General features: G+C 63.2%; 25 protein-coding genes. 7 read left to right on the top strand and 18 right to left on the bottom strand.

What is annotated here, in order from left to right; translation table 11 throughout:
* Positions 1-92: 92 nt before the first annotated feature.
* The 9 genes from hpaA to ACSBQV_RS14820 form a co-directional block, all read right to left on the bottom strand.
* Entirely contained in the window at positions 93-989 is an 897-nt protein-coding gene (gene hpaA, locus ACSBQV_RS14780; RefSeq protein ID WP_004933161.1) for a 4-hydroxyphenylacetate catabolism regulatory protein HpaA, read from the bottom strand.
* A 34-nt stretch (positions 990-1,023) separates the two neighbouring features.
* Complete coding sequence (hpaX, locus tag ACSBQV_RS14785; protein WP_021505400.1) at positions 1,024-2,394, bottom strand: 4-hydroxyphenylacetate permease; 1,371 nt, start codon at positions 2,392-2,394, stop codon at positions 1,024-1,026.
* Between the two features lie 3 nt (positions 2,395-2,397).
* A complete protein-coding gene (gene hpaI, locus ACSBQV_RS14790; protein WP_033641769.1) occupies positions 2,398-3,192 on the bottom strand; it encodes a 4-hydroxy-2-oxoheptanedioate aldolase in 795 nt (264 codons plus the stop codon).
* Between the two features lie 76 nt (positions 3,193-3,268).
* The gene (gene hpaH, locus ACSBQV_RS14795; protein ID WP_033641768.1) at positions 3,269-4,072 is read right to left on the bottom strand and encodes a 2-oxo-hept-4-ene-1,7-dioate hydratase; all 804 of its coding nucleotides are present in this window, start codon (positions 4,070-4,072) and stop codon (positions 3,269-3,271) included.
* A 14-nt stretch (positions 4,073-4,086) separates the two neighbouring features.
* Positions 4,087-4,473 (bottom strand): 5-carboxymethyl-2-hydroxymuconate Delta-isomerase, encoded by a 387-nt coding sequence (locus ACSBQV_RS14800; RefSeq protein WP_004933172.1) that lies wholly within the window; start codon positions 4,471-4,473, stop codon positions 4,087-4,089.
* 9 nt (positions 4,474-4,482) lie between these two features.
* Entirely contained in the window at positions 4,483-5,340 is an 858-nt protein-coding gene (hpaD, locus tag ACSBQV_RS14805) for a 3,4-dihydroxyphenylacetate 2,3-dioxygenase (RefSeq protein WP_099785647.1), read from the bottom strand.
* A 50-nt stretch (positions 5,341-5,390) separates the two neighbouring features.
* Positions 5,391-6,845, bottom strand: a complete 1,455-nt coding sequence (hpaE, locus tag ACSBQV_RS14810; RefSeq protein ID WP_033651367.1) for a 5-carboxymethyl-2-hydroxymuconate semialdehyde dehydrogenase — start codon at positions 6,843-6,845, stop codon at positions 5,391-5,393.
* Entirely contained in the window at positions 6,842-7,606 is a 765-nt protein-coding gene (locus ACSBQV_RS14815; RefSeq protein WP_016929192.1) for a fumarylacetoacetate hydrolase family protein, read from the bottom strand. The genes hpaE and ACSBQV_RS14815 overlap by 4 nt, the downstream gene beginning before the upstream one ends.
* A complete protein-coding gene (locus tag ACSBQV_RS14820; RefSeq protein ID WP_033651368.1) occupies positions 7,603-8,235 on the bottom strand; it encodes a fumarylacetoacetate hydrolase family protein in 633 nt (210 codons plus the stop codon). Before ACSBQV_RS14820 ends, ACSBQV_RS14815 begins: the two co-directional genes overlap by 4 nt.
* Before the next feature lie 328 nt (positions 8,236-8,563).
* Here ACSBQV_RS14820 and hpaR point away from each other — a divergent pair, with 328 nt between their 5' ends.
* A complete protein-coding gene (gene hpaR, locus ACSBQV_RS14825; protein ID WP_042783637.1) occupies positions 8,564-9,016 on the top strand; it encodes a homoprotocatechuate degradation operon regulator HpaR in 453 nt (150 codons plus the stop codon).
* Positions 9,017-9,120: 104 nt separating this feature from the next.
* Here the strand turns inward: hpaR and ACSBQV_RS14830 are convergent, their stop codons facing one another.
* From ACSBQV_RS14830 to ACSBQV_RS14850, 5 genes are read right to left on the bottom strand one after another with little or no spacing between them, the layout of a single operon-like run.
* The gene (locus ACSBQV_RS14830; protein ID WP_099785649.1) at positions 9,121-9,912 is read right to left on the bottom strand and encodes an SDR family oxidoreductase; all 792 of its coding nucleotides are present in this window, start codon (positions 9,910-9,912) and stop codon (positions 9,121-9,123) included.
* Positions 9,913-9,916: 4 nt separating this feature from the next.
* A complete protein-coding gene (locus tag ACSBQV_RS14835; RefSeq protein ID WP_099785651.1) occupies positions 9,917-10,714 on the bottom strand; it encodes a MoaF C-terminal domain-containing protein in 798 nt (265 codons plus the stop codon).
* 10 nt (positions 10,715-10,724) lie between these two features.
* Complete coding sequence (locus tag ACSBQV_RS14840) at positions 10,725-11,507, bottom strand: SDR family NAD(P)-dependent oxidoreductase (protein ID WP_099785653.1); 783 nt, start codon at positions 11,505-11,507, stop codon at positions 10,725-10,727.
* On the bottom strand, positions 11,500-12,090 hold the full coding sequence (locus ACSBQV_RS14845) for a DUF3156 family protein (protein WP_099785655.1): 591 nt from the start codon (positions 12,088-12,090) through the stop codon (positions 11,500-11,502). Before ACSBQV_RS14845 ends, ACSBQV_RS14840 begins: the two co-directional genes overlap by 8 nt.
* A complete protein-coding gene (locus tag ACSBQV_RS14850) occupies positions 12,065-13,558 on the bottom strand; it encodes an APC family permease (RefSeq protein WP_089192544.1) in 1,494 nt (497 codons plus the stop codon). The genes ACSBQV_RS14845 and ACSBQV_RS14850 overlap by 26 nt, the downstream gene beginning before the upstream one ends.
* Before the next feature lie 96 nt (positions 13,559-13,654).
* On the opposite strand from ACSBQV_RS14850, the gene ACSBQV_RS14855 reads away from it, so the two are divergent.
* From ACSBQV_RS14855 to ACSBQV_RS14875, 5 genes are all read left to right on the top strand, one after another.
* Positions 13,655-13,843 (top strand): hypothetical protein, encoded by a 189-nt coding sequence (locus ACSBQV_RS14855; RefSeq protein WP_099785657.1) that lies wholly within the window; start codon positions 13,655-13,657, stop codon positions 13,841-13,843.
* A 328-nt stretch (positions 13,844-14,171) separates the two neighbouring features.
* Complete coding sequence (locus ACSBQV_RS14860) at positions 14,172-14,819, top strand: helix-turn-helix transcriptional regulator (RefSeq protein WP_033651375.1); 648 nt, start codon at positions 14,172-14,174, stop codon at positions 14,817-14,819.
* 140 nt (positions 14,820-14,959) lie between these two features.
* Positions 14,960-16,147, top strand: a complete 1,188-nt coding sequence (locus tag ACSBQV_RS14865; protein ID WP_434991458.1) for an MFS transporter — start codon at positions 14,960-14,962, stop codon at positions 16,145-16,147.
* The gene (locus ACSBQV_RS14870) at positions 16,144-17,256 is read left to right on the top strand and encodes a class II histone deacetylase (protein WP_099785661.1); all 1,113 of its coding nucleotides are present in this window, start codon (positions 16,144-16,146) and stop codon (positions 17,254-17,256) included. The genes ACSBQV_RS14865 and ACSBQV_RS14870 overlap by 4 nt, the downstream gene beginning before the upstream one ends.
* A gap of 95 nt (positions 17,257-17,351) precedes the next feature.
* Positions 17,352-18,158 (top strand): alpha/beta hydrolase, encoded by an 807-nt coding sequence (locus tag ACSBQV_RS14875; protein ID WP_089195436.1) that lies wholly within the window; start codon positions 17,352-17,354, stop codon positions 18,156-18,158.
* A 38-nt stretch (positions 18,159-18,196) separates the two neighbouring features.
* Here the strand turns inward: ACSBQV_RS14875 and ACSBQV_RS14880 are convergent, their stop codons facing one another.
* The 3 genes from ACSBQV_RS14880 to ACSBQV_RS14890 all read right to left on the bottom strand — a co-directional run bounded on the left by ACSBQV_RS14880 (position 18,197) and on the right by ACSBQV_RS14890 (position 20,742).
* A complete protein-coding gene (locus ACSBQV_RS14880) occupies positions 18,197-18,562 on the bottom strand; it encodes a cupin domain-containing protein (RefSeq protein WP_015376517.1) in 366 nt (121 codons plus the stop codon).
* 18 nt (positions 18,563-18,580) lie between these two features.
* Positions 18,581-19,882, bottom strand: a complete 1,302-nt coding sequence (locus ACSBQV_RS14885) for an NAD(P)/FAD-dependent oxidoreductase (protein WP_033641752.1) — start codon at positions 19,880-19,882, stop codon at positions 18,581-18,583.
* A gap of 101 nt (positions 19,883-19,983) precedes the next feature.
* Complete coding sequence (locus ACSBQV_RS14890; protein ID WP_434991459.1) at positions 19,984-20,742, bottom strand: response regulator transcription factor; 759 nt, start codon at positions 20,740-20,742, stop codon at positions 19,984-19,986.
* Between the two features lie 229 nt (positions 20,743-20,971).
* Here ACSBQV_RS14890 and ACSBQV_RS14895 point away from each other — a divergent pair, with 229 nt between their 5' ends.
* Positions 20,972-22,099 carry an iron-containing alcohol dehydrogenase gene (locus tag ACSBQV_RS14895; protein WP_099785665.1) on the top strand — a complete coding sequence of 376 codons (1,128 nt, stop codon included), beginning with the start codon at positions 20,972-20,974 and terminating at the stop codon, positions 22,097-22,099.
* Between the two features lie 135 nt (positions 22,100-22,234).
* On the opposite strand, the gene ACSBQV_RS14900 is transcribed toward ACSBQV_RS14895, so the two are convergent.
* Positions 22,235-23,164 (bottom strand): LysR family transcriptional regulator, encoded by a 930-nt coding sequence (locus ACSBQV_RS14900; protein WP_033651382.1) that lies wholly within the window; start codon positions 23,162-23,164, stop codon positions 22,235-22,237.
* Positions 23,165-23,294: the final 130 nt, after the last annotated feature.

Genomic DNA, 23,294 nt, shown 5'->3' on the forward strand with positions numbered 1-23,294 from the left:
CTGCCAAAGCCGGTTTCGAGAAGAGACTTTTGCGGCAATCGCCGGTACTTTTCAGGTCAGTTTGCCGCTTTCGCGGCAAACTGTGATCGCGGTTACGAAAGGGCGTGTTGCGCCGCGCGGTAGGTTGAAGGGGAACAGCCTTCCAGCCGATTGAAAAAACGGGCGAAATAGGCCGGATCCTTGAAGCCGAGGCTGTAGGCGGTTTCATGCACCGTGCAGGCGCTGAACAGCAGCATGCGCTTGGCCTCGCGCAGCAATCGATCGAAGATCAGCCGCTTGGGCGGCCGGTTGGCGAAGCGCCGACACAGGTCGTTGAGCCGCGATTCGGTCACGCCCAACGCCTGCGCATACTCCGGCACCGGCAGATGCTCGCGGAAACGCTCGTCCACCATCTTGTTGAAGCGTTGAAACAGCTGCAGTTCGCCGCGCACGCCGCTGTTGGCGCTGTCTTCCAGCGCGGTGTTGCGCAGCAGCAGCGTGAACACCGCCTGCGCCAACAGCGCCAGCGTCTGTTCGCGCCCGGCCAGGTTCTGCGCGAACTCGCGGCGGATCAGCGCCCAATAGTGGCTGAGCGCCGTCAGCTCCTGCGGCGCATCGGCCAGCGACAGGCAGATGCCCGGCATGTCCAGCGCCAGATTGCTGCCGGGATACAGGCGCTCCAGCAGCGGCCAAATCAGCTCCTGACGCACCGTCAGCACGTGGCCGTCGCTGTCCGGTTCGGTAAAGAACGCATGCGGCACCGACGGTGGCGTGAGGATGAACAGCGGCGCCTGCACCGAATAGTGCTGATCGTCGAGCTGCAGCTCTATCTTGCCGGTCTCCAGAAAATGCACCTGGAAGAAGCAGTCGTGCCAGTGCACCTGCATGTCGCGGCCGAAGAACGCCGCCAGCCCGGCGAAGGTTTCGTAGTGCACCTCGTCGGCGGCGTAGCGCGCGTCATACTCTTTGCAAATATCGATGTTGGCGATAAAACCGGTACTTTTCCGCACCTCATTACCTCCTGCAATCCTGCCTATCTGCGTATCAAGGCGTCGCTCTCGGGCGCGAATCCTTCATCGGAATGCGCCACACCAGCACGGCGCCGACGATCAACAGCGCTGAAACGAAATACAGCCCGGAGTTGAAGCTGCCGGTCATGTCCTTGAACCAGCCTATCAACAGCGGGCTGAGCGCCGATCCGATATTGCCGGTGGCGTTGATCACGGCGATCCCCACCGCCCGCGCTTCCAGGCTGATCGACTGATCCGGCGTGGTCCAGAAGATCGCCATGGCGGTAAAGGAACCGACCGACGCCATCACGATCCCCAGCAGTTGGATCAGGCTGTGATCGGTGGCGGAAGCCAATAGCCAGCCGGCGGCGGCGAACAGGTACGGCAGCGCGGTGTGATGCTTACGCTCCTGCAGCCTGTCGGATCGTTTGCTCCACCACACCATGCCGGCGATGGTGCAGATCTGCGGGATCGCCGCCAGAATGCCGATCGTCACGTTGCTGCTGCCCTGGTTGAAGCTCTGCAGGATCTGCGGCGTCCAGATGTTGATCGCGCTCAGAGTGTTGGTCAGACAGAAATAGGCCAGCGTGTACATCAGCACGATCGGCGTGAAGATCTCGCGCCACAGGCTGCGCTGCTGCAGCGCGCGGTGGCTGCTCGGCCCGTTGGGTTGCACCAGCTGTAGCTTGTCGGCCTCCATCATCGCCTTCAGGCTGGCTTTTTCCTCGTCGGTCAGCCACTTGGCCTTGGCCGGGGTGTCGTCGAGGTAGAACCACACCACCACGCCCAACAATACCGACGGGATCCCTTCCAACAGGAACAGCCACTGCCAGCCCTTCAGGTTCATCACCCCGTCCAGCGCCAGAATATAGCCGGAGACCAGCGAACCGATCGCCATGGTCACCGGCATGGCGATCATGAACAAGGCGTTGGCCCGGGCGCGGTAAAACGCCGGGAACCAGTAGGTGAGGTACACCAGAATGCCCGGCAGGAAGCCGGCCTCGGTGATGCCGACGATCATGCGCAGCACATACAGGCTGGTCGGCCCGGTGGCGAACATCGTGCAGGTGGAGGCGATGCCCCACAGCACCATGATGGTGGCGATCCAGCGTCGCGCGCCGACCCGGCTCAGCATCATGTTGCTCGGAATGCCGAAGATCACGTAGGTGGCGTAGAACAGCGTCGCCGCCAGCCCGAACATGGTCGAGCTGAGGCCGAGATCCTTGCCCATCGTCAGCCCGGCGAAACCGATGTTGATGCGGTCGAGGAAAGAGAAAACAAACAACACGAACAGGAAAATAATCAGGCGCCGAAACAACTTTTTAATCACCGATTGCTCGGCGGCGGTTAACGCTTTATGTTGCTGCGCCGGGTTGGCCGGCGGCAGCGAATCGACGTGGTTCATGGTTCAGTAGACTCCCGATGAAGGCGCTTGCGCCCCGCCCTGTTTGAACTCGTTCGCCAGGGCTTCCGCCGCCCGCGCCAGCAGGGTGGTATCCACCCCTACCGCGACGAACAGCGCGCCGGCTTCCAGATAGCGCTGCGCCAGCGCCTTGTTGGCCATCAAAATGCCCGGCGCCTTGCCGGCGGCGCGGATGCGCGCAATGGCGTCATCGATGGTGCGCTGCACCTCCGGATGCTGCGGATTGCCGGCGAAGCCCATGTCGGCGCTGAGATCCGCCGGGCCGATAAACACGCCGTCCACCCCTTCCACCTGCAGGATCGCCTCCAGGTTTTTCACCGCCTCGCGGGTTTCAATCTGCACCAGCACGCACATCTGCTCGTCGGCCTGCTGCAGGTAATCGGGCACCCGGTTCCAGCGCGAGGCGCGCGCCAGGGCACTGCCGACGCCGCGCACGCCATGCGGCGGATAGCGCGTGGCGCGCACCGCGTCGCGCGCCTGTTCGGCGTTCTGAATCATTGGGATCAATAAGGTTTGCGCGCCGACATCCAGCAACTGCTTGATGATCACCGCGTCGTTCCACGGCGGCCGCACCACCGGCTGGCTCGGGTAAGGGGCGACCGCCTGCAGCTGCCCCAGCACCGTCTGCACGTTGTTGGGCGCATGTTCGCCGTCGATCAGCAGCCAGTCGAAACCGGCGCCGGCCAACAGTTCGGCACTGTAGCTGCTGCACAGCCCGAGCCACAGCCCGATCTGCGGGCGTTTTTCCTGCAGCGCTCGCTTGAAGTGGTTGGTTAACATCGCATTCTCCCTGACAAGCGGGCGCGGCACGCGGCCCCCGCCCGGTTATTGCGGCTCGGTTCGCCGAGCCTGCTTATTAGACGAAGCGGCAGCTGATGCAGCCCATCGGGCCGTAATCGACGTGGAAAGTATCGCCGCGCCGCGCCGGCACCGGCCGGGTGAAAGAACCGCCGAGGATCACCTGCCCCGCTTCCAGCTCCACCTCATACGGCGCCAGCTTGTTGGCCAGCCAGGCCACGCCGTTGGCCGGATGATTGAGCACCGCCGCCGCCACGCCGGACTCTTCAATCACGCCGTTGCGGTACAGCAGCGCAGAGATCCAACGCAGATCCAGCGCATCCGGCTTGATCGGCCGCCCACCCATCACCACCCCGGCGTTGGCGGCGTTGTCGGAGATGGTGTCGAACACCTTGCGCGGCCGCTGCGTCTCGGGATCGACGTTGTGGCTGCGCGCGTCGATGATCTCCAGCGCCGGAATGACGTAGTCGGTGGCGTTGTAGACGTCGAACAGCGTGCAGTTCGGCCCGCGCAGCGGCTTGGCCAGCACGAACGCCAGCTCCACCTCCACCCGCGGCACGATGAAACGATCGATCGGAATATCGCTGCCGTCGTTGAAGAACATGTCGTCCAGCAGCGCGCCGTAGTCCGGTTCGGTGATCTGCGAGCTGACCTGCATGGCGCGCGACGTCAGGCCGATCTTGTGGCCTTTGAGCGCGCGCCCCTCGGCGATCTTCAGCGCCACCCACTGCCGCTGAATGGCGTAGGCGTCTTCGATGGTGATCTCGGGATGATCGAGCGACAGCGCGCGGATCTGCTCACGACTCTTTTCCGCCTGATGCAGGCGCTGCACGGCGCGGTTAACCTGCTCTTTATCCAGCATTTACGACCCCTTATTCACGCTTTATTGAACAGCGCGTGGACATTGTTCTGTTTGTAATTCAGCACCGGATCCAGCTCTTCCATGGTGAAAGAGAGCGCCAGGTAACGCTGCGCCATCAGCGCGGCGAAGTGTTCCTTGATCAGCGCAAACAGCATCTCGCCCACCTGCTGACGGCTTTCCAGACTGCGGCCGTGGCCGATCTTCAGCGTCATGTGCACGAAGGCGTAATCCTGCTTGCCGTCGGCCATCTGCCAGGTATCGAGCCAGATGGCCCGGCTGCGCACGCCGGCCAGCGGGAAGATGCCGGTCGCCGCCAGCGCCTCGTTGACCTTGGCGAACAGGGTGGGCAAATCCGCCTCGCGGCGGATGTTGTCGGTACATTCAGCGTAAAAATGGGGCATTCACACACCTCAGGCTTCAGCGGGCAAAGGGAACACGGCGTTGACCTGCCCGGTGCCGGAACTGGCGAACAGCGGGGTGATGAACTCCACCTTGCCGTCGTACTTGCCCCAGCCGAGCAGGCCCAGCAGCATCACGGTGTCGTGCATGTTGCCTTCGCCGTAGCAATAATCGGCATACTCCGGCAGCATTTCGCAGAACTCGCGAAAGCGCCCCTCTTCCCAGAGCTTGACCACCCGTTCGTCCATTTGCTGGTCGAACTGACGGGTGTAGCTGTTCATGCCCTCTTCGGCGCGCTGATCGTCGATAAAGCGGTGCGACAGCGAGCCGCTGGCCAGTACCGCCACGGTGCCGTCGTATTTTTCTATGGCGCTTTTGAGCGCCTCGCCCAGCCGGCGGCTGTCGGCGAAGTCATGCACGGTGCAAAACGCCGAGATCGACACCACCTTGAAATGCTTGTCGGCGTTCATGTAACGCATCGGCACCAGCGTGCCGTATTCCAGCTTCAGGCTCGGGATGTCGTGCGCCTTGGCGCGTACGCCCCGCTTGCAGGCCTCATCGGCGATCAGCTGGCCCAGCGCCGGGTTGCCGTCGTAGTCGTAAGTCATGTCGCGGATGAAATGCGGCAGCTCGTTGCTGGTGTACACGCCGGAGAAATGCGCGCTGCAGTTGATGTGATAGGCGCTGTTCACCAGCCAGTGGGTGTCGAACACCACGATGGTGTCGACGCCCATCTCGCGGCAACGCGCGCCGATCTCTTTATGGCCGTCGATGGCCGCCTGCCGGCAGCCAAAGTTTTTCCCAGGGATTTCCGACAGATACATCGATGGCACATGTGTAATCTTGGCGGCTAACGCTAACTTACCCATAAGTCCTCACATGAAACAAAAATGATTCCGTGAACGATGCCGGGGCCTGATTAAACGCCCCAGCGTGGGATCGGGTGATCACCCATGGAAATGCACACGTTCTTCATTTCGGCGAACACTTCGAAGCTGTATTCCCCGCCTTCGCGGCCGGTGCCGGAGGCTTTCACGCCGCCGAACGGTTGGCGCAGATCGCGTACGTTTTGGGTGTTGACGAAAACCATGCCCGCTTCGATGCCGCGGGCCAGGCGCAGAACCTTGCTCACATCCTGCGTCCAGATGTACGACGCCAGGCCGTACTCCACGTCGTTGGCCATGCGCAGGCCGTCTTCTTCTGATTTGAACGGCAGCAGGCAGGCCACCGGCCCGAAGATCTCCTCCTGCGCCACGCGCATCCGGTTGTCGACATCCGCCAGCACCGTCGGGCGCAGGAAGTTGCCGTGGCTCAAGCCAGCCGGTTTATCCGGGCCGCCGGCCAACAGGGTCGCCCCTTCCTCCACCCCGAGGCGGATATAGCCGGAGACTTTTTCCCAGTGCTGCGGGCTGATCAACGCGCCCACCTGGGTGTTGGGATCTTGCGGATCGCCGACGCGCAGACGGTTGGCGCGCTCGGCGAAACGTTTGACGAATTCCGGGTAGATGCTCTCCTGAATGAAGATGCGCGAACCGGCGGTGCAGCGTTCGCCGTTGATCGAGAAGATGGTGAACAGCGCGGCGTCGAGCGCCCGCTCGATGTCGGCGTCTTCAAAGATCAGCACCGGCGACTTGCCGCCGAGCTCCATGGAGAATTTCTTCAGCCCGGCGCTTTCGATGATGCGCCGGCCGGTGGCGGTGCCGCCGGTGAAGGAGACCGCGCGCACGTCTTTATGGCGCACCAATGCGTCGCCGGCGGTGGCGCCGTAGCCCTGCACCACGTTCAGCACCCCGGCCGGAATGCCGGCTTCCAGCGCCAGCTCGCCCAGGCGATCAGCGGTCAGCGGCGACAGTTCGGACATTTTCAGCACCGCCGTGTTGCCCAGCGCCAGGCAAGGCGCGGTTTTCCAGGTGGCGGTCATGAACGGCACGTTCCACGGCGACACCAGCGCGCATACCCCCACCGGCTGCACCAGCGTGTAGTTGAGCATCTTGTCGTCCACCGGGTAGGTCTTGCCGTTCATCTGCTGGCACACCTCGGCGAAAAATTCGAAGTTGTGCGAGGCGCGCGGGATCAGCACGTTTTTGGTCTGATGGATAGGCAGACCGGTATCGGCGGTTTCCATTTCTGCGATCTGCGGCACGTTCTGGTCGATCAGTTCACCCAAACGGCGCATCAGGCGCGCGCGCTCTTTCATCGGCGTATTCGCCCACTTGGGGAACGCCTCTTTCGCTGCGGCCACCGCCTGGTCTATCTCCAGCTGGCCGCCGGAGGCCACTTCCGCCAGCACCTCGCCGTTCGCCGGGTTGGTGGTGGTGAAATACTCTTTGCTGGCGACGTTCTTGCCGTTGATCCAGTGGTTGATGGTTTTCATCGCAGGCTCTCCTCGTAATCTTTTTCACTGATAATGTGGTTAACCAAACGGCCGATGCCTTCGATCTCCACCACCACTTCGTCGCCCGGCTGCACGTCGGCCAGCCCTTTCGGCGTGCCGGTGGCGATCATGTCGCCCGGCTGCAGCGTCATGAATTCGCTCAGGTAGGCGATCAGGAACGGAATGTCGAAAATCATGTCGGCGGTGCTGCCGCGCTGGCGCAGCTCACCGTTGACGTAGGTGCTGAGCGCCAGGCGGTGCGGATCGGCGACGTCGTCGCGATCGACGATATACGGCCCGATCGGCGTCAGGGTGTCGCGGCTCTTCACCCGCAGATTCGGCCGGTAGTAGTTCTCCAGGTAGTCGCGGATGGCGTAGTCGTTGCACAGGGTGTAACCCGCCACATACTCCATGGCGCGCTCGCGGCTGACGTTGCGCGCGGTCTTGCCGATCACCGCCACCAGCTCGGCTTCGTAATGCATGTACTCCACGCCGGCCGGACGCACCGACACCTGACGGTGGCCGGTCAGGGTGTTCGGCGCCTTGAGGAACACCAGCGGCTCTTCCGGTGCTTTAAATTCCAGCTCGCTGGCGTGGTCGGCATAGTTCAGCCCCAGGGCGAACACCGTGCCCTGCGCCGGCGGCAGCCATTCCACTTCACGCTCCTGCAGCACCTCGCCGTTCGGCAGCGTGACGCGCAGCTGGTCGTCTACCTGAACGTTGACGATCTGGCCATGATGGCGAATACGGGCATGTTTCATGATGCGGCTCCTGCCTGAGTGACGCGGTTGGTCAACGTGGGCAGGCCGGCGGCGCGCACCGTCACCTCATCCCCCGGTTTGATCGCCACCCGCTGGTGCGGGGTGCCTATCAGCACCGCATCGCCCGGCTGCAGGGTGATGAAATCGCTGATGGCGGCGATCAGCTCAGGTACCGAGCGCACCAGATCGGCGGTGGACCAGCGATCCTGCTCCACGCCGTTGATCTCGGTGACGATCTCCAGCCGATCGGCGTTCTCCAACTGCCCCATCTCCCCCAGCGGGCAGAAGCCGTCGCGGCATTTGGCCTTGATCGCCGGGCGATAGAAGCTGCTCTCCGGCAGGCTGACGTCGTTGGCCAGCGCGTAACCGGCCAGATAACGGCTCACCTGCGCCGCCGGCACCTTGCGCGCGGTGTCGCCGATGATCACCGCCAGCGTGCCGCCGCTCTGCACGGTTTCACCGGCCGGAAACGGGATCGCCCCGCCGTTGGCGAGGTGGGTATTGCGCGGTTTGATAAACCACACCGGGGTTTTGGGCGGGGTTTGATACGGCGGCTGGTGAAACGCCTGATCCCAGGCGTCCAGTTGGCTGCGGTGGTTCAGCGCAACGGAAAATACGGTGCCTTTCATGCGAACTCCTCCAATGGCAAAAACATGACAACCGGCATTCATTAATATATTAATGATTACTTTTATACGCTGTGCAGCTTTTACGCAACGCGCTTGGAGTGATTTGTGATCGTGATAACAAAATATTCACAAATTACGAACATTAGCGTGATTATTCAATGCATTAACCATTTTTCACGCCATTTTTAGCTGCGCCTCGCATTTTTGCTTTATCCCTACGGGTAACTTTGGCTACTATTAAGTTATTAACAAAATCGGGCTTTGCGGGGCAGGCGCCCCCATAACGAGCGCCGTAACAACGAACACCTTGATAGCTAAGGCCAAACTTATGCATGAATCGTTAACCATCGCCCTGCTGCAGGCGCGTGAAACCGCCATGGGGTTCTTCCGCCCGATCCTGAAAAGCCACAATCTCACCGAGCAGCAGTGGCGCATCATCCGCGTGCTGGCCAACAGCCGTTCGATCGAATTCCACGAACTGGCGGCGGAAACCTGCATCCTGCGTCCCAGCCTGACCGGCATTCTGTCGCGCATGGAGCGCGATAAGCTGATCTTCCGCCTTAAACCGGTCAACGATCAGCGCAAGCTGTACGTGTCGCTGACCCAGCAGGGTCAGGAGCTGTATGAAGTGGCGCGCCATCAGGTGGAACAAGGCTACGCCGAGATTGAAGCCGCCTTTTCACGGCAAAAAATGGACCAGCTGATGACGTTGCTGGACGAGCTGATCACCCTGGGCGACAGCCTGCCCGCCAACGTCACCGCGCATCCCGCCAAGAAGTGATTTAACCAACCGGAATTCTCACATTAATTGGCGTTGCAGCCAGGCGGCCAAGGCGTAAATCCCCAGTCGCTTACTCAAGTAAGCGACTGGGGTGCGTGGCTACGTCAAGTAAGCAGAGCATTCGTTTCCGGCAACAGCGCGCCGCCGTCCACCACCAGCGTCTGGCCGGTGATGTAGGCCGCCGCCGGCGAGGCGAGAAACACCATCGCCGCGGCGATGTCTTCCGGTTCCCCCAGCCGCCCGAGCGGCACCGCGGCGGCGATCGCCTGATTCACCTGCGCGTCGCCCAGGTTGGCCATCGCCGGCGTGCGGATCATCCCCGGCTCCACGCCGTTGACGCGAATGTTCTCCGCCGCCAACTCCAGCGCCGCCGCGCGAATAAAGCCGTTTACCCCGGCCTTGGAAGCGGCGTAATGCGCCAGCCCCGGATACGCCACCCGCGGGCCGGTCACCGACGAGGTCACCAGCAGGCTGCCGCCGCCGGCGCGGCGCATCCACGGCAGCGCCGCCTGCGCCAGAAAGAACGGCGCCATCAGATTGACGCTCAGCGTGCGTTGCAACAGGGCCGCGTCGATGGCGGCGAACGGCGTCAGCGGAAAATAGGCGGCGTTGTGGATCACCACGTCCAGCCGTTGGTGCCGCTCGCCCACCGCCGCCACCAACTCGGCAATCTGCCCCGGCTCGGCCAGATCGCAGGCCAGCGCCTGTACGTTCCACCCTTCGCCCCGCAGCGTTTGCGCCGCCGCCTGCGCCTGCGGCAGCTGCACGTCCGCGATCGTCACCTCGGCGCCCAGCCGGGCAAAGGCGCTGACGATCGCCAGCCCAATGCCCTGCGCGCCGCCGGTCACCAGCACCGCCTGCCCGGCGAAGGCGCCGGCCGCATAGGTTGCGCTCATCGGCCTATCCTCGCGGGTGGCGCGTGGTGTTCAGCACCTGCGCGTGGGCACCGACCGCAAAGTTGCTCAGCGCGCTGAAATCGCTGCCCTGATAACCGAGGATCTTGCCGTCGGTGCGCATGCCCTGCAGATCGATCATCACCACGCCCAGCGTCGGAATGATCTTCTCGCGCCAGACGAACAGATAAAGCTGCTCCGCCACCTTCACGTAGTGGCAGCGATCGACGTCCGCCAGCCCCTTCTCCACTCCGTCCAGACACTGCCAGGCGTAGAAGTTGTCGTTCAGGTAGATGTGCTCGTACCGTTCGGTCGGGCTGTAGGTGTACATGTTGCGCATGCCGATCAGCTCATCGGTAAAGCCCGGCGGCGCCGCGTCGGCGTCATCCAGCGTGCCGAAGCGGAATTCGGCCTCGACCGCGGTCAGCGGCAGCCCCTGCTCCACCCGGCTGAAGGCGTCGAGCCGCGCCTGCGCTTCGTCCGGCAACTGGCCGTATACCGCAGTGAAGTTGCCCTGATTGCGGTCGCATACCAGCGTAATGCTGGCGTTGGCGCGGGCGGGATCGAGAAAATCGATGAACAACACGCCGGGGCGAATGCTGGTGGCGCGATAGGCGATACCGCGCCGCGCTCCCCACTCCAGAGTCTGCGCATCGGTAAACCGACAGCGCTGCGTCGCGCCGTCGCTGAAACGCAGCGTCAGCGTGGTGCCCGCCAGACCGTGCTGGCGTTCCAGCGTATTGCTGTGCGGCGCAAAGCCTTCCGCCAGCGCGCCAACCTGAATGAATACCGCTTCTGAACTCATGGAATGCTCCTTACAGGGAAGTGAAAGCCAGGGTCGGCACATCGACAATGGTGGAACCGCCGTCGGCCACCAGCGTCGCGCCGGTAATGATTGAGGCTTCGCTGGAACAGAGGAAACGGCAGACGCGGGCGATCTCCTCGGCGCTGGCCGGCCGGCGCAGCGGCACGTCGCGGCAGACCATCTGGTAAGCCTGTTCCAGCGAAATCTGATGGGCGTCCATCAACAGCTGCATCTCTTCGTCCGCCATCGGCGTGGTCACCCAGCCCGGGCACACCGCGTTGGCGCGCACGCCCAGCGGGCCATAGTCGCGGGCGATGGAGCGCATCAGGCCGATCAGCGCGTGCTTGGCGGTGACGTAGCCGCAGACCTCCGGCCCGGCGGCCAGCGAAGCGATCGAGGCCACGAACAGCAGGTTGCCGCCGCTTTTAATCAGCTCCGGCAGGCAGGCGCGCGCGCTGGCGAAAGCGCTGTTGAGGTTGCTGTCCATCGCCCCTTGCCACTGCGCGTCGGTCATCTCGGTAATGCGCTTGAAGCCCATGCCGCCGGCGCTGCCGATCAGGCAGTCGATGCGCCCGGCGTCGCGCAGAATGGCCGGCAGCAGCGTGTGGGCCCAGCTCTCGCCGCTGGCGGCGTCGCCCACCAGCGCCTGCGCGCCGATCTCTTGCGCCAGCGCCGCCAGCGGTTCCGGGCGGCGGCCGATGATGAACACCCGATCGCCCTGCGCCGCCAGCAAACGGGCGCAGGCGGCGCCGACGCCGGTGCCGCCGCCGGTAATCACAACCACTCTATTCATGATTCAGCTTCTCCATCAGTTGGCCGATCATCAGCAGGCTGCTCAACAGCAACCGCCGCTGTTCGGCATCCAGCCGCAGATAGCGGCGGCCGGCCGGCACGCGGCTGACCACCTCCGAGGCGGCGAAATGCTCGATATCCGCCTGCCAGCGCCCGTCGTTCACCGTCAGCCGCACGCGGCGAAAATCCAGCTGCGCCAGCGTCTCACCGATCTGCGGGTAGCGCAGCAGACCGTCCAACAGCCGCTGCGCGGCCGCATGGCGCTGGCGCAGCAGATAGCGCACTCCGCGCCGCCGCAGCCAGCCGCCGGTCACCACGTCCAGCGTCAGCGGAGGCTGCGCTGTGCACGTGCCCTGCAACCGAAAGCGGTGGCTGACGATATGCGCCAGAAACAGCCCCTGCACCTGTTCGCTGACCTCGATCTGCGGCCCCTGCGGCAGCGTCAGCCGCAGCAGACCCGGCGCCAGGCGTTCGCACGTATAGGGCTCCAGGTTGCGCGCCAGACGATCCAGCGCGGCGCCCGGCCGATAGCCCGACGGCGCTCGCCGCCAGGCGCGATTAAGTGAGGGAAGTAAGCCGATCAAACTGCGCCTCCTCGTTTTCGCCCTTGGCGAACGCGTTCTCCAGCACCTGCTCGACCGGCACCGGCTTAAACGGATTCACTTTCTGCACGCACAGCGTCCAGAACAGCGCATAGGCGGCGGTCAGGCCGATCATCCAGCCGAAGGGAATGTAGACGTCGCGCGGATTCATCCCCGGCGGTGTGATGTAAACGATGGCCAGCACGATGCCGACGCTGGAGACGATCTGCGGCAGCGGGAACCACGGCGATTTATAGGCGCGCGGCAGATCGGGGCGGCGCAGGCGCAGCAGCACCACCGAGCAAGTCACCAGCAGGTAGGCCACGCCCCAGGCGCACACCGCCGCCAGCACCAGCGGAATGATCTTGTCGAGGTTGCCCTGAATGGCGAAGGCATGTACGCAGGGGATCAAGACCGCCACCAGAATGCCGACCACCGGCGTCTTAAAGCGCGGGTGCAGATAGGCGAACATGCGCGGCAGCGCGCCGTCCAGCGCCATGCCGTACAGAATGCGCGGCACCGCCGCCATCAGCGTGTTGATGGTTGCCGCGCCCGCCAGCAGCAGGCCGACGCCCAACCAGTACTTGCCGAACTGGCCCATCACCTGGCCGGCGAACGCCGGGATGGCCATCGGCGTTTCCAGCAGGCGCGTGCCGCTGGCGGCGTCGATCACCACGTTTTCCACCTGGTGGCTGAGCGCCGCGCCGTACAGCGCCATGCACACCGCCACGCCGCACAGCCCGAGCGCCATCGCGCGCGGGATCACCCGATCGCAGCGTTTGATCTCCGGCGCCATCGGCGTCACCAGCTCGCAGCCGACGAACATGAACATCGCCATGCCGATCAGGCTGAACACCGCGAACGGATCGTTCAGGTTCAACGTGCTGCCGAACCAGCCTTCGAGCGGCACCGCATGCGGCGACAGCAGCCCGACGATGCCAAAAATCACCAGCGTGCTCCACATGGCGAAGGTCAGCACGATCTCCGCCTTGCCGAAGGCCTCGATACCGAACGCGTTGAGCATGCCGAACACGACAACCAGCCCGACGCCGACCATCCAGGAGGCGTTGTGGCTTTCCATCAGGGTGTTGAGGTGTTCGAAGTTCACCAGCGCCATAATGCCGGAGAGAATGGTCTCGGCGGTGCCGGCGAAGATATGCACGATCAGGTAGGCCGACAGCGCGCCGGTGATGGCGAAAAAGCGCCCCATGCCGCAGGAAATGTAGTCGTAAACGGAACCGGAGGTCGGCAGCAGCGCCGCCGCTTCGGAGAAGGTGGTGAGCTGCGCCTGCATCATGACGAAAGCGATCAGCATCGCCAGCGCGAAGGTGTCGCCGCCGATGCCAAAGCCGCTGGTAACGGTCAGGATCACCGGGCTGGCCATGATCACCCCGACCGAACTGGCCAGGGTGGTGGGAAAGCCGACCTTGCCTCGAGCCAGGTGGGCGTGCAACCGCGACGACAGGTTCATGGTTATTTCCTCTTATAGTTTTGGCCTGATGCATGCAGGTGCTTGCAGGTTTTTCACCGCCAGCGGCGGTCATCTCACTATAGAGAGGAAAGGAAAATGCTGACTATCGTCCTTAAGGACGAGACGGTTTCAACCTGCGGCCGCGCTCACGGCGGCGCGCTCGCTCAGCATGAAGCGGATCGGCTCAGCCCAAGCAAGGTCATCATTTTTTCGTCTTATACGTTTGGCGCCGACTGGCGCTATCTTCAATGCGCAACGGCGGAAAAGCCTGGCTATCGTTCTTAAGAACGAGGGGCAGCGGAAGCGACGTCGGCTGTAGCACGCGCGCAGCGGCGAGGGCCTCCCCCGGGCAGGCGTTGAAAAGCGCTGTAAATTCAGCGGGAAAAACGTCGAATTATTTCATTAACCTATTAATGAAAATCGCGATAAATCCGAACAAAAAAGCCCTGATTAACGCAGTGTCATCTTGTTATTTCTGTGTTTTATTGCAATCGGCCTCACGTTGTTAATATGTTTTTATTGTGTTGCTAAATTGCTACAACTATGCTTGTATCGTTCATATATTGACCGCCAACATTCTCCAGATTGAACGATAAAGGGAGGAACACGAATCATGCACAGCACAGCATCCGATGCCTTTATCAACAGTTGTTTGGCGACCATCACGCACCTGATCCCGGTGTCCGCCGGGGTGTTTTATCTGGTCGATCGCGACCTGCGGCCGGATCACTACATCCTGCACGGTATGCCCGATAAAACGCATCAGCAATACCTGAACCACTTCCAGCAAATAGACCCGCTGCAGCCGGCCAACTTCCATCGGCAAGACATCACCATGGTCGGCATGAGTCCGGCGGCGATCGCCGACAATCGCCGCTATTACCACGACTTTATGCTGCCGAACGACATGCGCGACATGACGGAGATTTTCATTCGCCAACGCAAACGCATCGTCGCCGGGGTGTCGTTGATCCGCGATACGCCGTTTACCGAATTGGAGCGCGGCCGCCTGCGCGCGGTGCTGCCGCTGATCGAGCTGGCGACGCGCGATCTGCTGCCCGACAGCGAGGCGCAGCTGCTGACCGCCAAGGAACAAGAGATCGTCAACCTGGTGCGCGAAGGCGCCAGCAATAAGCGCATCGCCCTGAAGCTGGGCATTTCGCTGTCCACGGTGAAAACCCATATGCGCAACATTTTCGCCAAAACCGACGTGGTGAACCGTACCGAACTGGTCGCCGGCGGCTTTCTCGCCCACGGTTAACGCCCGATAACGGCCGCCGCTGCCGGCAGCCGGAAAATAACGCCAAAACGTATTCGCCATTTATGGCGCGGTTCCCCCCTGCCCGCAATCGGGCCGGGCGGGATATTTCATCGTCACTCAACGCTTGGGGAATAAGGTTTATGTCCAGTGATTCGGTTTCCGCGCCCGCCGCCGGCGCGGCGCTCCCCTGCCCGCCGCGGCTGCTGACCGCCATTATCGTCTTCGCCGCCATCGCGCCGTGCATTCTGATGACCGCCCCCGCCGTGGCCGCCCAGCTCGCCGCGCAGTGGCAGCTCGGCCCGGCGCAGATCGGCCGCCTGTTCTCCACCGAACTCGGCGCCATGAGCCTGGCCACGCTGCCGGCGTGGTGGTGGATCGGGCGCATCAACTGGCGGCGGGTCGCTGCGCTGTCGGCGCTGGTGTTTATCGCCGGCAACCTGGCTTCGGCGCTGGTGCAGGATTTCACCCTGCTGCTGCCGCTGCGCTTTATCGCCTCGTTGGCGGGCGGCACCCTGATGATCCTGTGCATCACCTGCGCCGCCGGCACCGCCAATCCCAGCCGCGTCTATGCCTTCTGGGTGCTCGGCCAGCTGGTACTGGGCGCGGTGGGGCTGCTGGCGCTGCCGCCGCTGTTCGCGCACTTCGGCCTGATGGCGGTCTACCTGATTTTGGCCGCCATCATGTTGTGCTGCCTGCCGCTCATCCCGGCGTTTCCCAACGGTTTCACCGCCGCGCGCAGCGCCCGCAGCGGAGCCGCCGCCTCGCCGACGCGCAAGCTGTGCGCCGTGCTGGCGGTGCTGACCTTTTACATCAGCCTGAGCGCGGTTTGGACCTTTATCGGCGGCATCGCCGCCGGCGCCGGGCTGTCGCCGGCCCACAGCGGCCAGGTGCTGGCCGTCGCCACCTTGCTCGGCATCGTCGGCGCCGGCGCCGCAGCGTTGATCGGCGCGCGCTTCGGCAGCGGGCGCCCGATCGCGCTCGGTTACGCCCTGCTGCTGGCCAGCGTGGCGCTGCTGGCGGGTCAACCCTTGCTGCTGCGCTTCGCCCTGGCGGCCCTGCTGTTCAAATTCACCTGGACCTTCGTGCTGCCGTTCATTCTGACGCGGGTCGCCGGGTTGGATAACGACGGCAAGCTGATGAACGGCATCAACCTGGTGATCGGCGGCGGCATGGCCATCGGCCCGACGCTGGCCGGCTATCTGATCGAATCTTCCGGCGGTTTCAACGCCTTGCTGTTCGGCGCGCTGGGCTGCGCGCTGCTGTCGCTGCTGTTGATTTCGCTGGCTGCACCGCGCGTACCGCGCCGTATAACAGGAGGAGAAAGGTGAAAAGAACAACCGGTTTCTTGTTTGATGAACGCTGTTTCTGGCACAGCACCGGCCTGCACGCCACCACCCTGCCGGTCGGCGGCTGGGTGCAACCGCCCTCGGGCGCCGGCCATGCCGAATCGCCGGAAACCAAACGGCGCATGAAGAACCTGATGGACGTGTCCGGCCTGTCGCGCCAGCTCACCCTGCTGAGCGCCGAACCAGCGACGGAAGAAGACCTGCTGCGCATCCACCCCGCCCACTATCTGCAGCGCTTCAAACAGGTGAGCGACAGCGGCGGCGGCCTGCTGGGGGAAGAGGCGCCGCTGGGGCCGGGCAGCTATGAAATCGCCAAACTCTCGGCCGGGCTGGCCTGTGCGGCGGTGGAGGCGGTGCTGCAGGGCGAGCTGGATAATGCCTATGCGCTGTCGCGCCCGCCGGGCCACCACTGCCTGCCGGATCAATCGATGGGCTTCTGCTTCCTGGCCAATATCCCGATCGCCATCGAGCGCGCCAAAGCCCGTTACGGCCTCGAAAAAGTGGCGGTGCTCGACTGGGACGTGCACCACGGCAACGGCACCCAGCACATCTATTGGCGGCGCGGCGACGTGCTGACGCTGTCGCTGCATCAGGACGGCTGCTTCCCGGCGGGCTATTCCGGCGAACGGGATCGCGGTGAAGGCGACGGGGCGGGCTGCAACGTTAACGTGCCGATGCTGGCCGGCGCCGGCGACGACGGCTACCTGCACGCCATGCGGCGCATCATCATCCCGGCGCTGGAAAAATTCGAGCCGGAGATGATCATCGTCGCCTGCGGTTACGACGCCAACGCGCTCGATCCGCTGGCGCGCATGCAGCTGCACAGCGACAGCTTCCGCGCCATGACCGCGCTGGTGCAGGAGGCCGCCGACCGGCTGTGCGGCGGCAAACTGGTGATGGTGCATGAAGGCGGCTACGCCGAATCCTACGTGCCGTTCTGCGGGCTGGCGGTGATGGAACAGCTGAGCGGCGTGCGCACGGAAGTCCAGGATCCGCTGCTGGCGTTCATCCAGCAACAGCAGCCGCGCGACGCGTTCAACCGCTTCCAGCGTGAAGCGCTCGACGAGTTGGCACGCCAGTTCGGCCTGTAACCCCCCTCTCTGCGGGCGCCGCACCCGGCGCCCCTGACAACCTCGCCGCCAGCCGCTACGCTGAAGGGCAACCCTACCACCATGAGAACAATAACATGTCCGAACAAACCGTCAGCTTTATCAAAGGCCGTCACGGCGACATCGCCGTGCACGACTGGGGAAACGACAAGCCGCGCTATCTGGCGTTGCTGGTGCACGGCTACGGCGAGCACCTCGGCCGCTATCAATACGTGGCGCGCACGCTGCAGGCGCAGGGCGCGCGGGTGTTCGGCCCCGACCATCTCGGCCACGGCCTGTCGCAGGGCGAACGCGTGCTGATCGAAGATTATGACGCCGTGGTCGACGACGTGCAGCGCGTGGTCAACCATTTCCGGCAGCAATATCCCACCTTGCCGCTGGTGGTGATCGGCCACTCGATGGGCGGCATGATTGCCACCCGCTACGTGCAGCGCCATGGTGAGGAAGTGCGCGCGCTGGTGCTGTCCGGCCCGCTGCTCGGCGACAGAACGGCGATTTCCGATCTGGCCGAACTGCCGACGATCCCCGACGCGCCGCTGGATACCGCCACCCTGGCGCGCGATCCGGCGGTCGGCGCGGCCTATCAGGAGGATCCGCTGGTGTGGCACGGGCCGTTCAAGCGCCCCACCCTGCGCGCCATGCAGCGGATGCTCGCCGCCATCAACGCCGGGCCGGGCTTCGGCGCGCTGCCCACGCTGTGGATCCACGGCGACGACGATCGGCTGGTGCTGATGAGCGAAACGCAAACCGCGCTCGACCGTCTGCGGGGCGACGACTTCGAACAGCTGATCAATGCGGGCGGGCGGCACGAGAGCTTTAACGAAACCAATAAGGATCAGATCCTCAAGCGGGTGACCGATTTTATTGCGCGGGCGTTAGGCTAAGGCGTTCCCCCTCAGCAGGCTGAGGGGGCATGACGGCGTCAGCCTTCGACGATGGCGAGGTAGTGTTTGACGAAGCGGTCCGAGGTGATGTCCCAGCGCACCGGGGTGCCCTTCTCGACGAACCAGGAGTCGCCGGCCTGATACTGCACCGACTCGCCGGTGCGTTCGTTGGTCAGGGTGGCGCTGCCTTCCCACACCGTGGCGTGCTCGGCGAACGGGTACTCCATCACGAAGCTGCCGCGGGTGCAGCTGAACACGCCGCAGTTCAGGTTGTCGGTCGGTTCGCCGAAGATGCTGGCCACGCCGACGTTCGGCGTGCCGGCGATCACCGTGGCGCCCAGGTTGCTGACGCTGCCGATCTCCAGCAGTTCCGGCAGCGGTTGTTTAAGCAGTAACGGTTTCATGTGATTCTCCTCTGAGGGTTAACGGCGGCCTTTCCAGTAGCCGGATGTCTGGTGCCAAACCTTGCCGGCGGTGGTCATCACCCGCCGCAGCTTGTCCTTGCCGAAAATGTTGACGTGCGGGATCGAGCTCATCAGATCGTAGCGATCGGATCCTTCGCTCATGCCCTCCGCCAGCACCTTGCACACGATGTGGCTCGGCGTCACGCCGAAGCCGGAGTAGCCCTGCACGTAAAACACGTTGTCGCGATCCGGCAGCGTGCCGATCTGCGGGAACAGGTTGGCGCTGCAGCACAGCGGGCCGCCCCAGGCCAGATCGATCTTCACGTCTTTCAGGTACGGGAACACCTTCAGCATCAGGTTGCGGTTCCAGGCCTTGAGATCCGACGGGAAGTATTCGATCAGGCGGGTGGCGCTGCCGAACAGCAGCCGGTTCTCGTTGGTCACCCGGTAATAGTCGATCACCGGGCGGATGTCGCTGTAGGCGCCGCGGATCGGGCTGATCTGACGGATCAGATCGTCAGACAGCGGCTCGGTGGCCAGCTGGAAGGCGTAGGTATTGATAGTCTTGCGGTAGATCTGCGGCTCCATGCCGTTGAGAAAGCCGTTGCAGGCCCACAGCATCTTGTTGGCGCGCACCGAGCCCATGGCGGTGCGCACCGTGATGCGCGGGCCATACTCCACGTCGAGCACGCTGCTGTTCTCGAAGATTTTCACCCCGTAGCCGCTCAGCGCCTTGGCCTCGCCCAGCAACAGATTGAGCGAATGCACGTGGCCGCCGCCCATGTGTTTCAGCGCGCAGGTGTAGGCGTCGGAGCCCACCACCTGCTTCACTTCCGCGCCGGTGTAGAGTTCGATCTCTTCCTGCGGCGCCACCGCCCTGAACTCCTTCAGCCAGCCGCGCAGGGTCTTCTCCTGGCGTGCGTTGCTGCCGAGGTAGCCGTAACCGAAGCAGAAGTCGGCGTCGATGTCATATTTCTTGATGCGCTCGCGGATAATGCCGGCGCCGAGGTTGCTGATCTTGAAGATGGTTTCCAGCCCGGACGGGCCGACGTGGCGTTTGATCTTCTCCAGATCGTGGCCGATGCCGGCCATCACCTGGCCGCCGTTGCGCCCGGTGCCGCCGTAGCCCAGATAGCGGCCCTCGAGAATGGCGATGTTGGTGATGCCCTTCTCCGCCAGCTCCAGCGCGGTGTTGATGCCGGAGAAGCCGCCGCCGATGATCACCACGTCAACGTCCAGATCCTCTTCCAACGTCGGGAAGCGCAGATCGTATTTTTTGGTCGCCGCGTAGTAGGTTAAGGACTCGATTTCGTTGTTCACTGCCGCACTCCCGATTGCCTATGCCATGACATCGGATTATCGGGAGGCAGCAGCCGTGCCGCTATGTCCCCTTAGGGTCATTCGCTACAAAAAATTAACATTCACGCGCTGCGTCGCTGCGGGGCGGCCAGCAGCAGGCTGAACAGTTCGGCCTGCGAACCGATGTTCAGCTTGCCGTAGATGTTCTTGCGGTGGTTTTTTACCGTGCCGAGGCTGATGAACAGCCGGTCGGCGATCTGCTGCGAACCGCAGCCGGCGAGGATCAGATCGACAATCTCGCGCTCGCGCGGCGTCAGCAGATAGCGCGCCTGGGCGCCGTCATCGTTCACCGTCGCGGCCTCGGCCGCCGCCGCCACCACTTCGCCGTGCAGCCGCGCCACGCTTTTCACCAGCGTCAACGCGCTGCGCAGATCCGCCCGCTGCGGGTAACGCACCGCCACCGTGCGGCGCGCCGAACCGAAAAAGACGCCCAGCCCGCGCTCCGGCGTCAGCTGCAGCAGCACGCCGGCCTCGTCGTGCCAGCCGGTCTTGCGATAAAAATTACGGTAATAGTCGCTGTGATAAAACCCGCAGGGCGCCAGCTGGCGCAGCGTGAGCACCTCGCCTTCGCCGCCGTCGTTCAGCGCGCGGTAAAACGGATCCTGCAGGTAGGCGCCCTGCTGGTAGAGCTGATTGACCGCGTCGCTGTTTTCGCGCTCGGTTTTAATCAGGCAGCGCGGCGGCCGGCCGCGTTCGAAGGCATAGACGATGGCGTTGTCGAAGGCAAAAAACCCTTCTAGCCAGTTCAACAGGCTGGGATAAAAGCGTGGGCTGGCCACCGCATCGATCACCGCAGACAAGCGTTCAACCTGAATTTCCATACCCGCCTCGCCATTATTAACACATTAACAATCTACCGATTTCGGATGGGGTTGGCCGCACGACGGCCGGTACTGTTAAAAAAAGCATCCGCAGCGCCGAAATGCAAGAGCGCGATCGTTTACATGTTAAACAACTCACAGGTTGCCGCGGCGGGGAAAGCGGTGGCCGCTCCGCGCCCGCTGGCTTATGCTGTGGCATCGCGACCTGCAACGCCGTCAAGGAGACCTCATGTCCGTCAGCCACATCATCGCCAACCGCCAGACCTGGTTCGGCCACGGCAGCATCCAGCAGCTGCCGCCGCTGCTGCTTGCCGACCCGCAGCCGACGCTGCTGTTCAGCTGCCGCTCTTTTCTCAACGGCCCGGTGTACGCCGGCCTGCGCGAAGCGCTGGCGCCGCTGCTCATCGGCACCGAAATCGTCAGCCACGAGGCGTCGCCGCAGGAAATCGACGCCTGGGTGGCGCGCTGGCGCGGCCAGGCGCGGCGCGTGGTGGCCATCGGCGGCGGCAGCGTGCTGGACGCCGCCAAAGCGTTCTCCGCGCTGGTTGAGCACCCGCTGCCAACGCTGCGCTATATGGAAAAGGTGGGCGACAGCAAAATCAGCGGCGCCACCCTGCCGCTGATCGCCATTCCCACCACCGCCGGCACCGGCAGCGAGGTGACCCAGAACGCGGTGATCACCGATACCCAGGTCAGCAAGGTGAAAGCCTCGCTGCGCCATAACAACTTCGTGCCGCACACCGCCATTCTCGATCCGCAGCTGCTGGCGGGCGCCCCAGAAAAGGTGCTGGCCTACTGCGCTATCGACGCCTTCACCCACCTGTTCGAGGCCTATCTGTCGAAAACCGCCGGCGCCATGACGCGCGATATGTCGCTGAACGGCATCCGCCACTTCCTCGCCGCCTGGCCGGCGCTCAACCGCAGCGACGCGGCGCGCGAAGCCATTATGCAGGCTTCCTACCTCGGCGGGCTGACGCTGAGCGCCGCCGGGCTGGGGGTCATTCACGGCATCGCCGGCGAGATCGGCGCGCTGCGCGACTACCACCACGGGCAGGTCTGCGGTCGCCTGCTGCTGCCGTTCCTCGCCCTGTTGGAAAGCAGCGAACAGCCGCAGCAGCGCGCGCTGATGGCCGAGCTGGCCGCCAGACTGTACCCGCACTGGCAGGGCAGCCCGGAGAGCTACCTGACCGATTTCATCACCCGCCACGCCATCGCGCCGTTCTGGCAGGACGATTTGCCGATTTCCGGCCAGGAGCTGGCGGTGGCGCTGGAGAAATCCAACAGCAAGAATTCCTGGATCGACTATGCGCCGGCGCAGCGGCAACGGATGATCGAAGAGGCGTTTCGCATCGAATGATTATATAATCAGATCAACGCACTAGCAGGAGTTAAGGAAATGGGCATCATCGGCTGGATCTTCGCCGGCATCGCGGTCGGCATCCTGGTCGGCGCGCTGATCAGAATCTTCGGCAAGAAGAAAGAGCAGTAAGCGTCACGCTGTTCCGTGGGCCGCCAGCAGGCACTCATGGAACAGCTTCACCACCCGTTGCGGCACCGGCGAGCGGCGCAGGACGCTGGAGTACTCGCAGTGATAGCGGAACAGCGCCGGTTTAATCGCCCGCATCAGGTTCTGCGCCACAAAAAACGCCGCGTAGTGATCCGGCAAAAAGCCGACGTACTTGCCGGACAGGATCAGCGTGGCGATCGACTCTTGCGCGAACCCCGTCGCCTTGCGATGCAAATGTTGCTGCAGGCTCAGTTCCATATTCGGCGAATGGTAGCCCAATCCGGCGAAAGCATAATTGTGCAGCAGATCCCAATTTAATGTTTCATGGCGGGCGGAAAATAATTCATGCTGCGCGCCGCAATATAAGAACATCCTCTCACTGAATAACGAATGATAAGATAAACTTTCCGCGCTGCGGTGCATGGGAATAACGCCAACCTGAAATTGCCCGTCAATAACGCCACGTTCAATGGTATTAATCGGCTCCACGTACATTTGCAAAGAAACCTCCGGCGCGCGCTCGCTGAATAACGCGATCGCCCGGCCGATCTGCGCCTGCGGATTGCTGACCGTATGGTCGAATATCGCCACGTGCAGCTGCCCGCCCATGCGCTGGTGCACCTCATCCACCCCGCGCCGGAACGCCTCGGTGGCCGCCAGCAGGTTGACGGTTTCCTGGTAGATAATCAGCCCCTCGTCGGTGACCGCAAAGCCCTCGCGCCCGCGCTGGCACAGCGTCAGGCCCAGCCGCTGCTCCAGATCCTTGATGTGCTTGCTGATGGTCGACAGGCTGATATTCAGCTCCAGTTCGGCGGCGCTCATGCCGCCGCAATCGACCACGGCCTTGAATACCCGCAGCAGACGCAGATCCATATCCGACAATTGTCCCAGCAACGCGCGCTTTTTTACTTGCATAAAACCTTAAGTAAGTTTCGACATATGATTATTCACAGTAGAGAACAAGCGGTACATAGTCAATTTCGCACAACAATTCGTTAACAACTCATTTTATTTAATTAATCGCACTTATTTTCCTGCCCGGAGG

Source organism: Serratia sp. B501, from assembly GCF_051172315.1.
Taxonomy (GTDB): domain Bacteria; phylum Pseudomonadota; class Gammaproteobacteria; order Enterobacterales; family Enterobacteriaceae; genus Serratia; species Serratia ureilytica.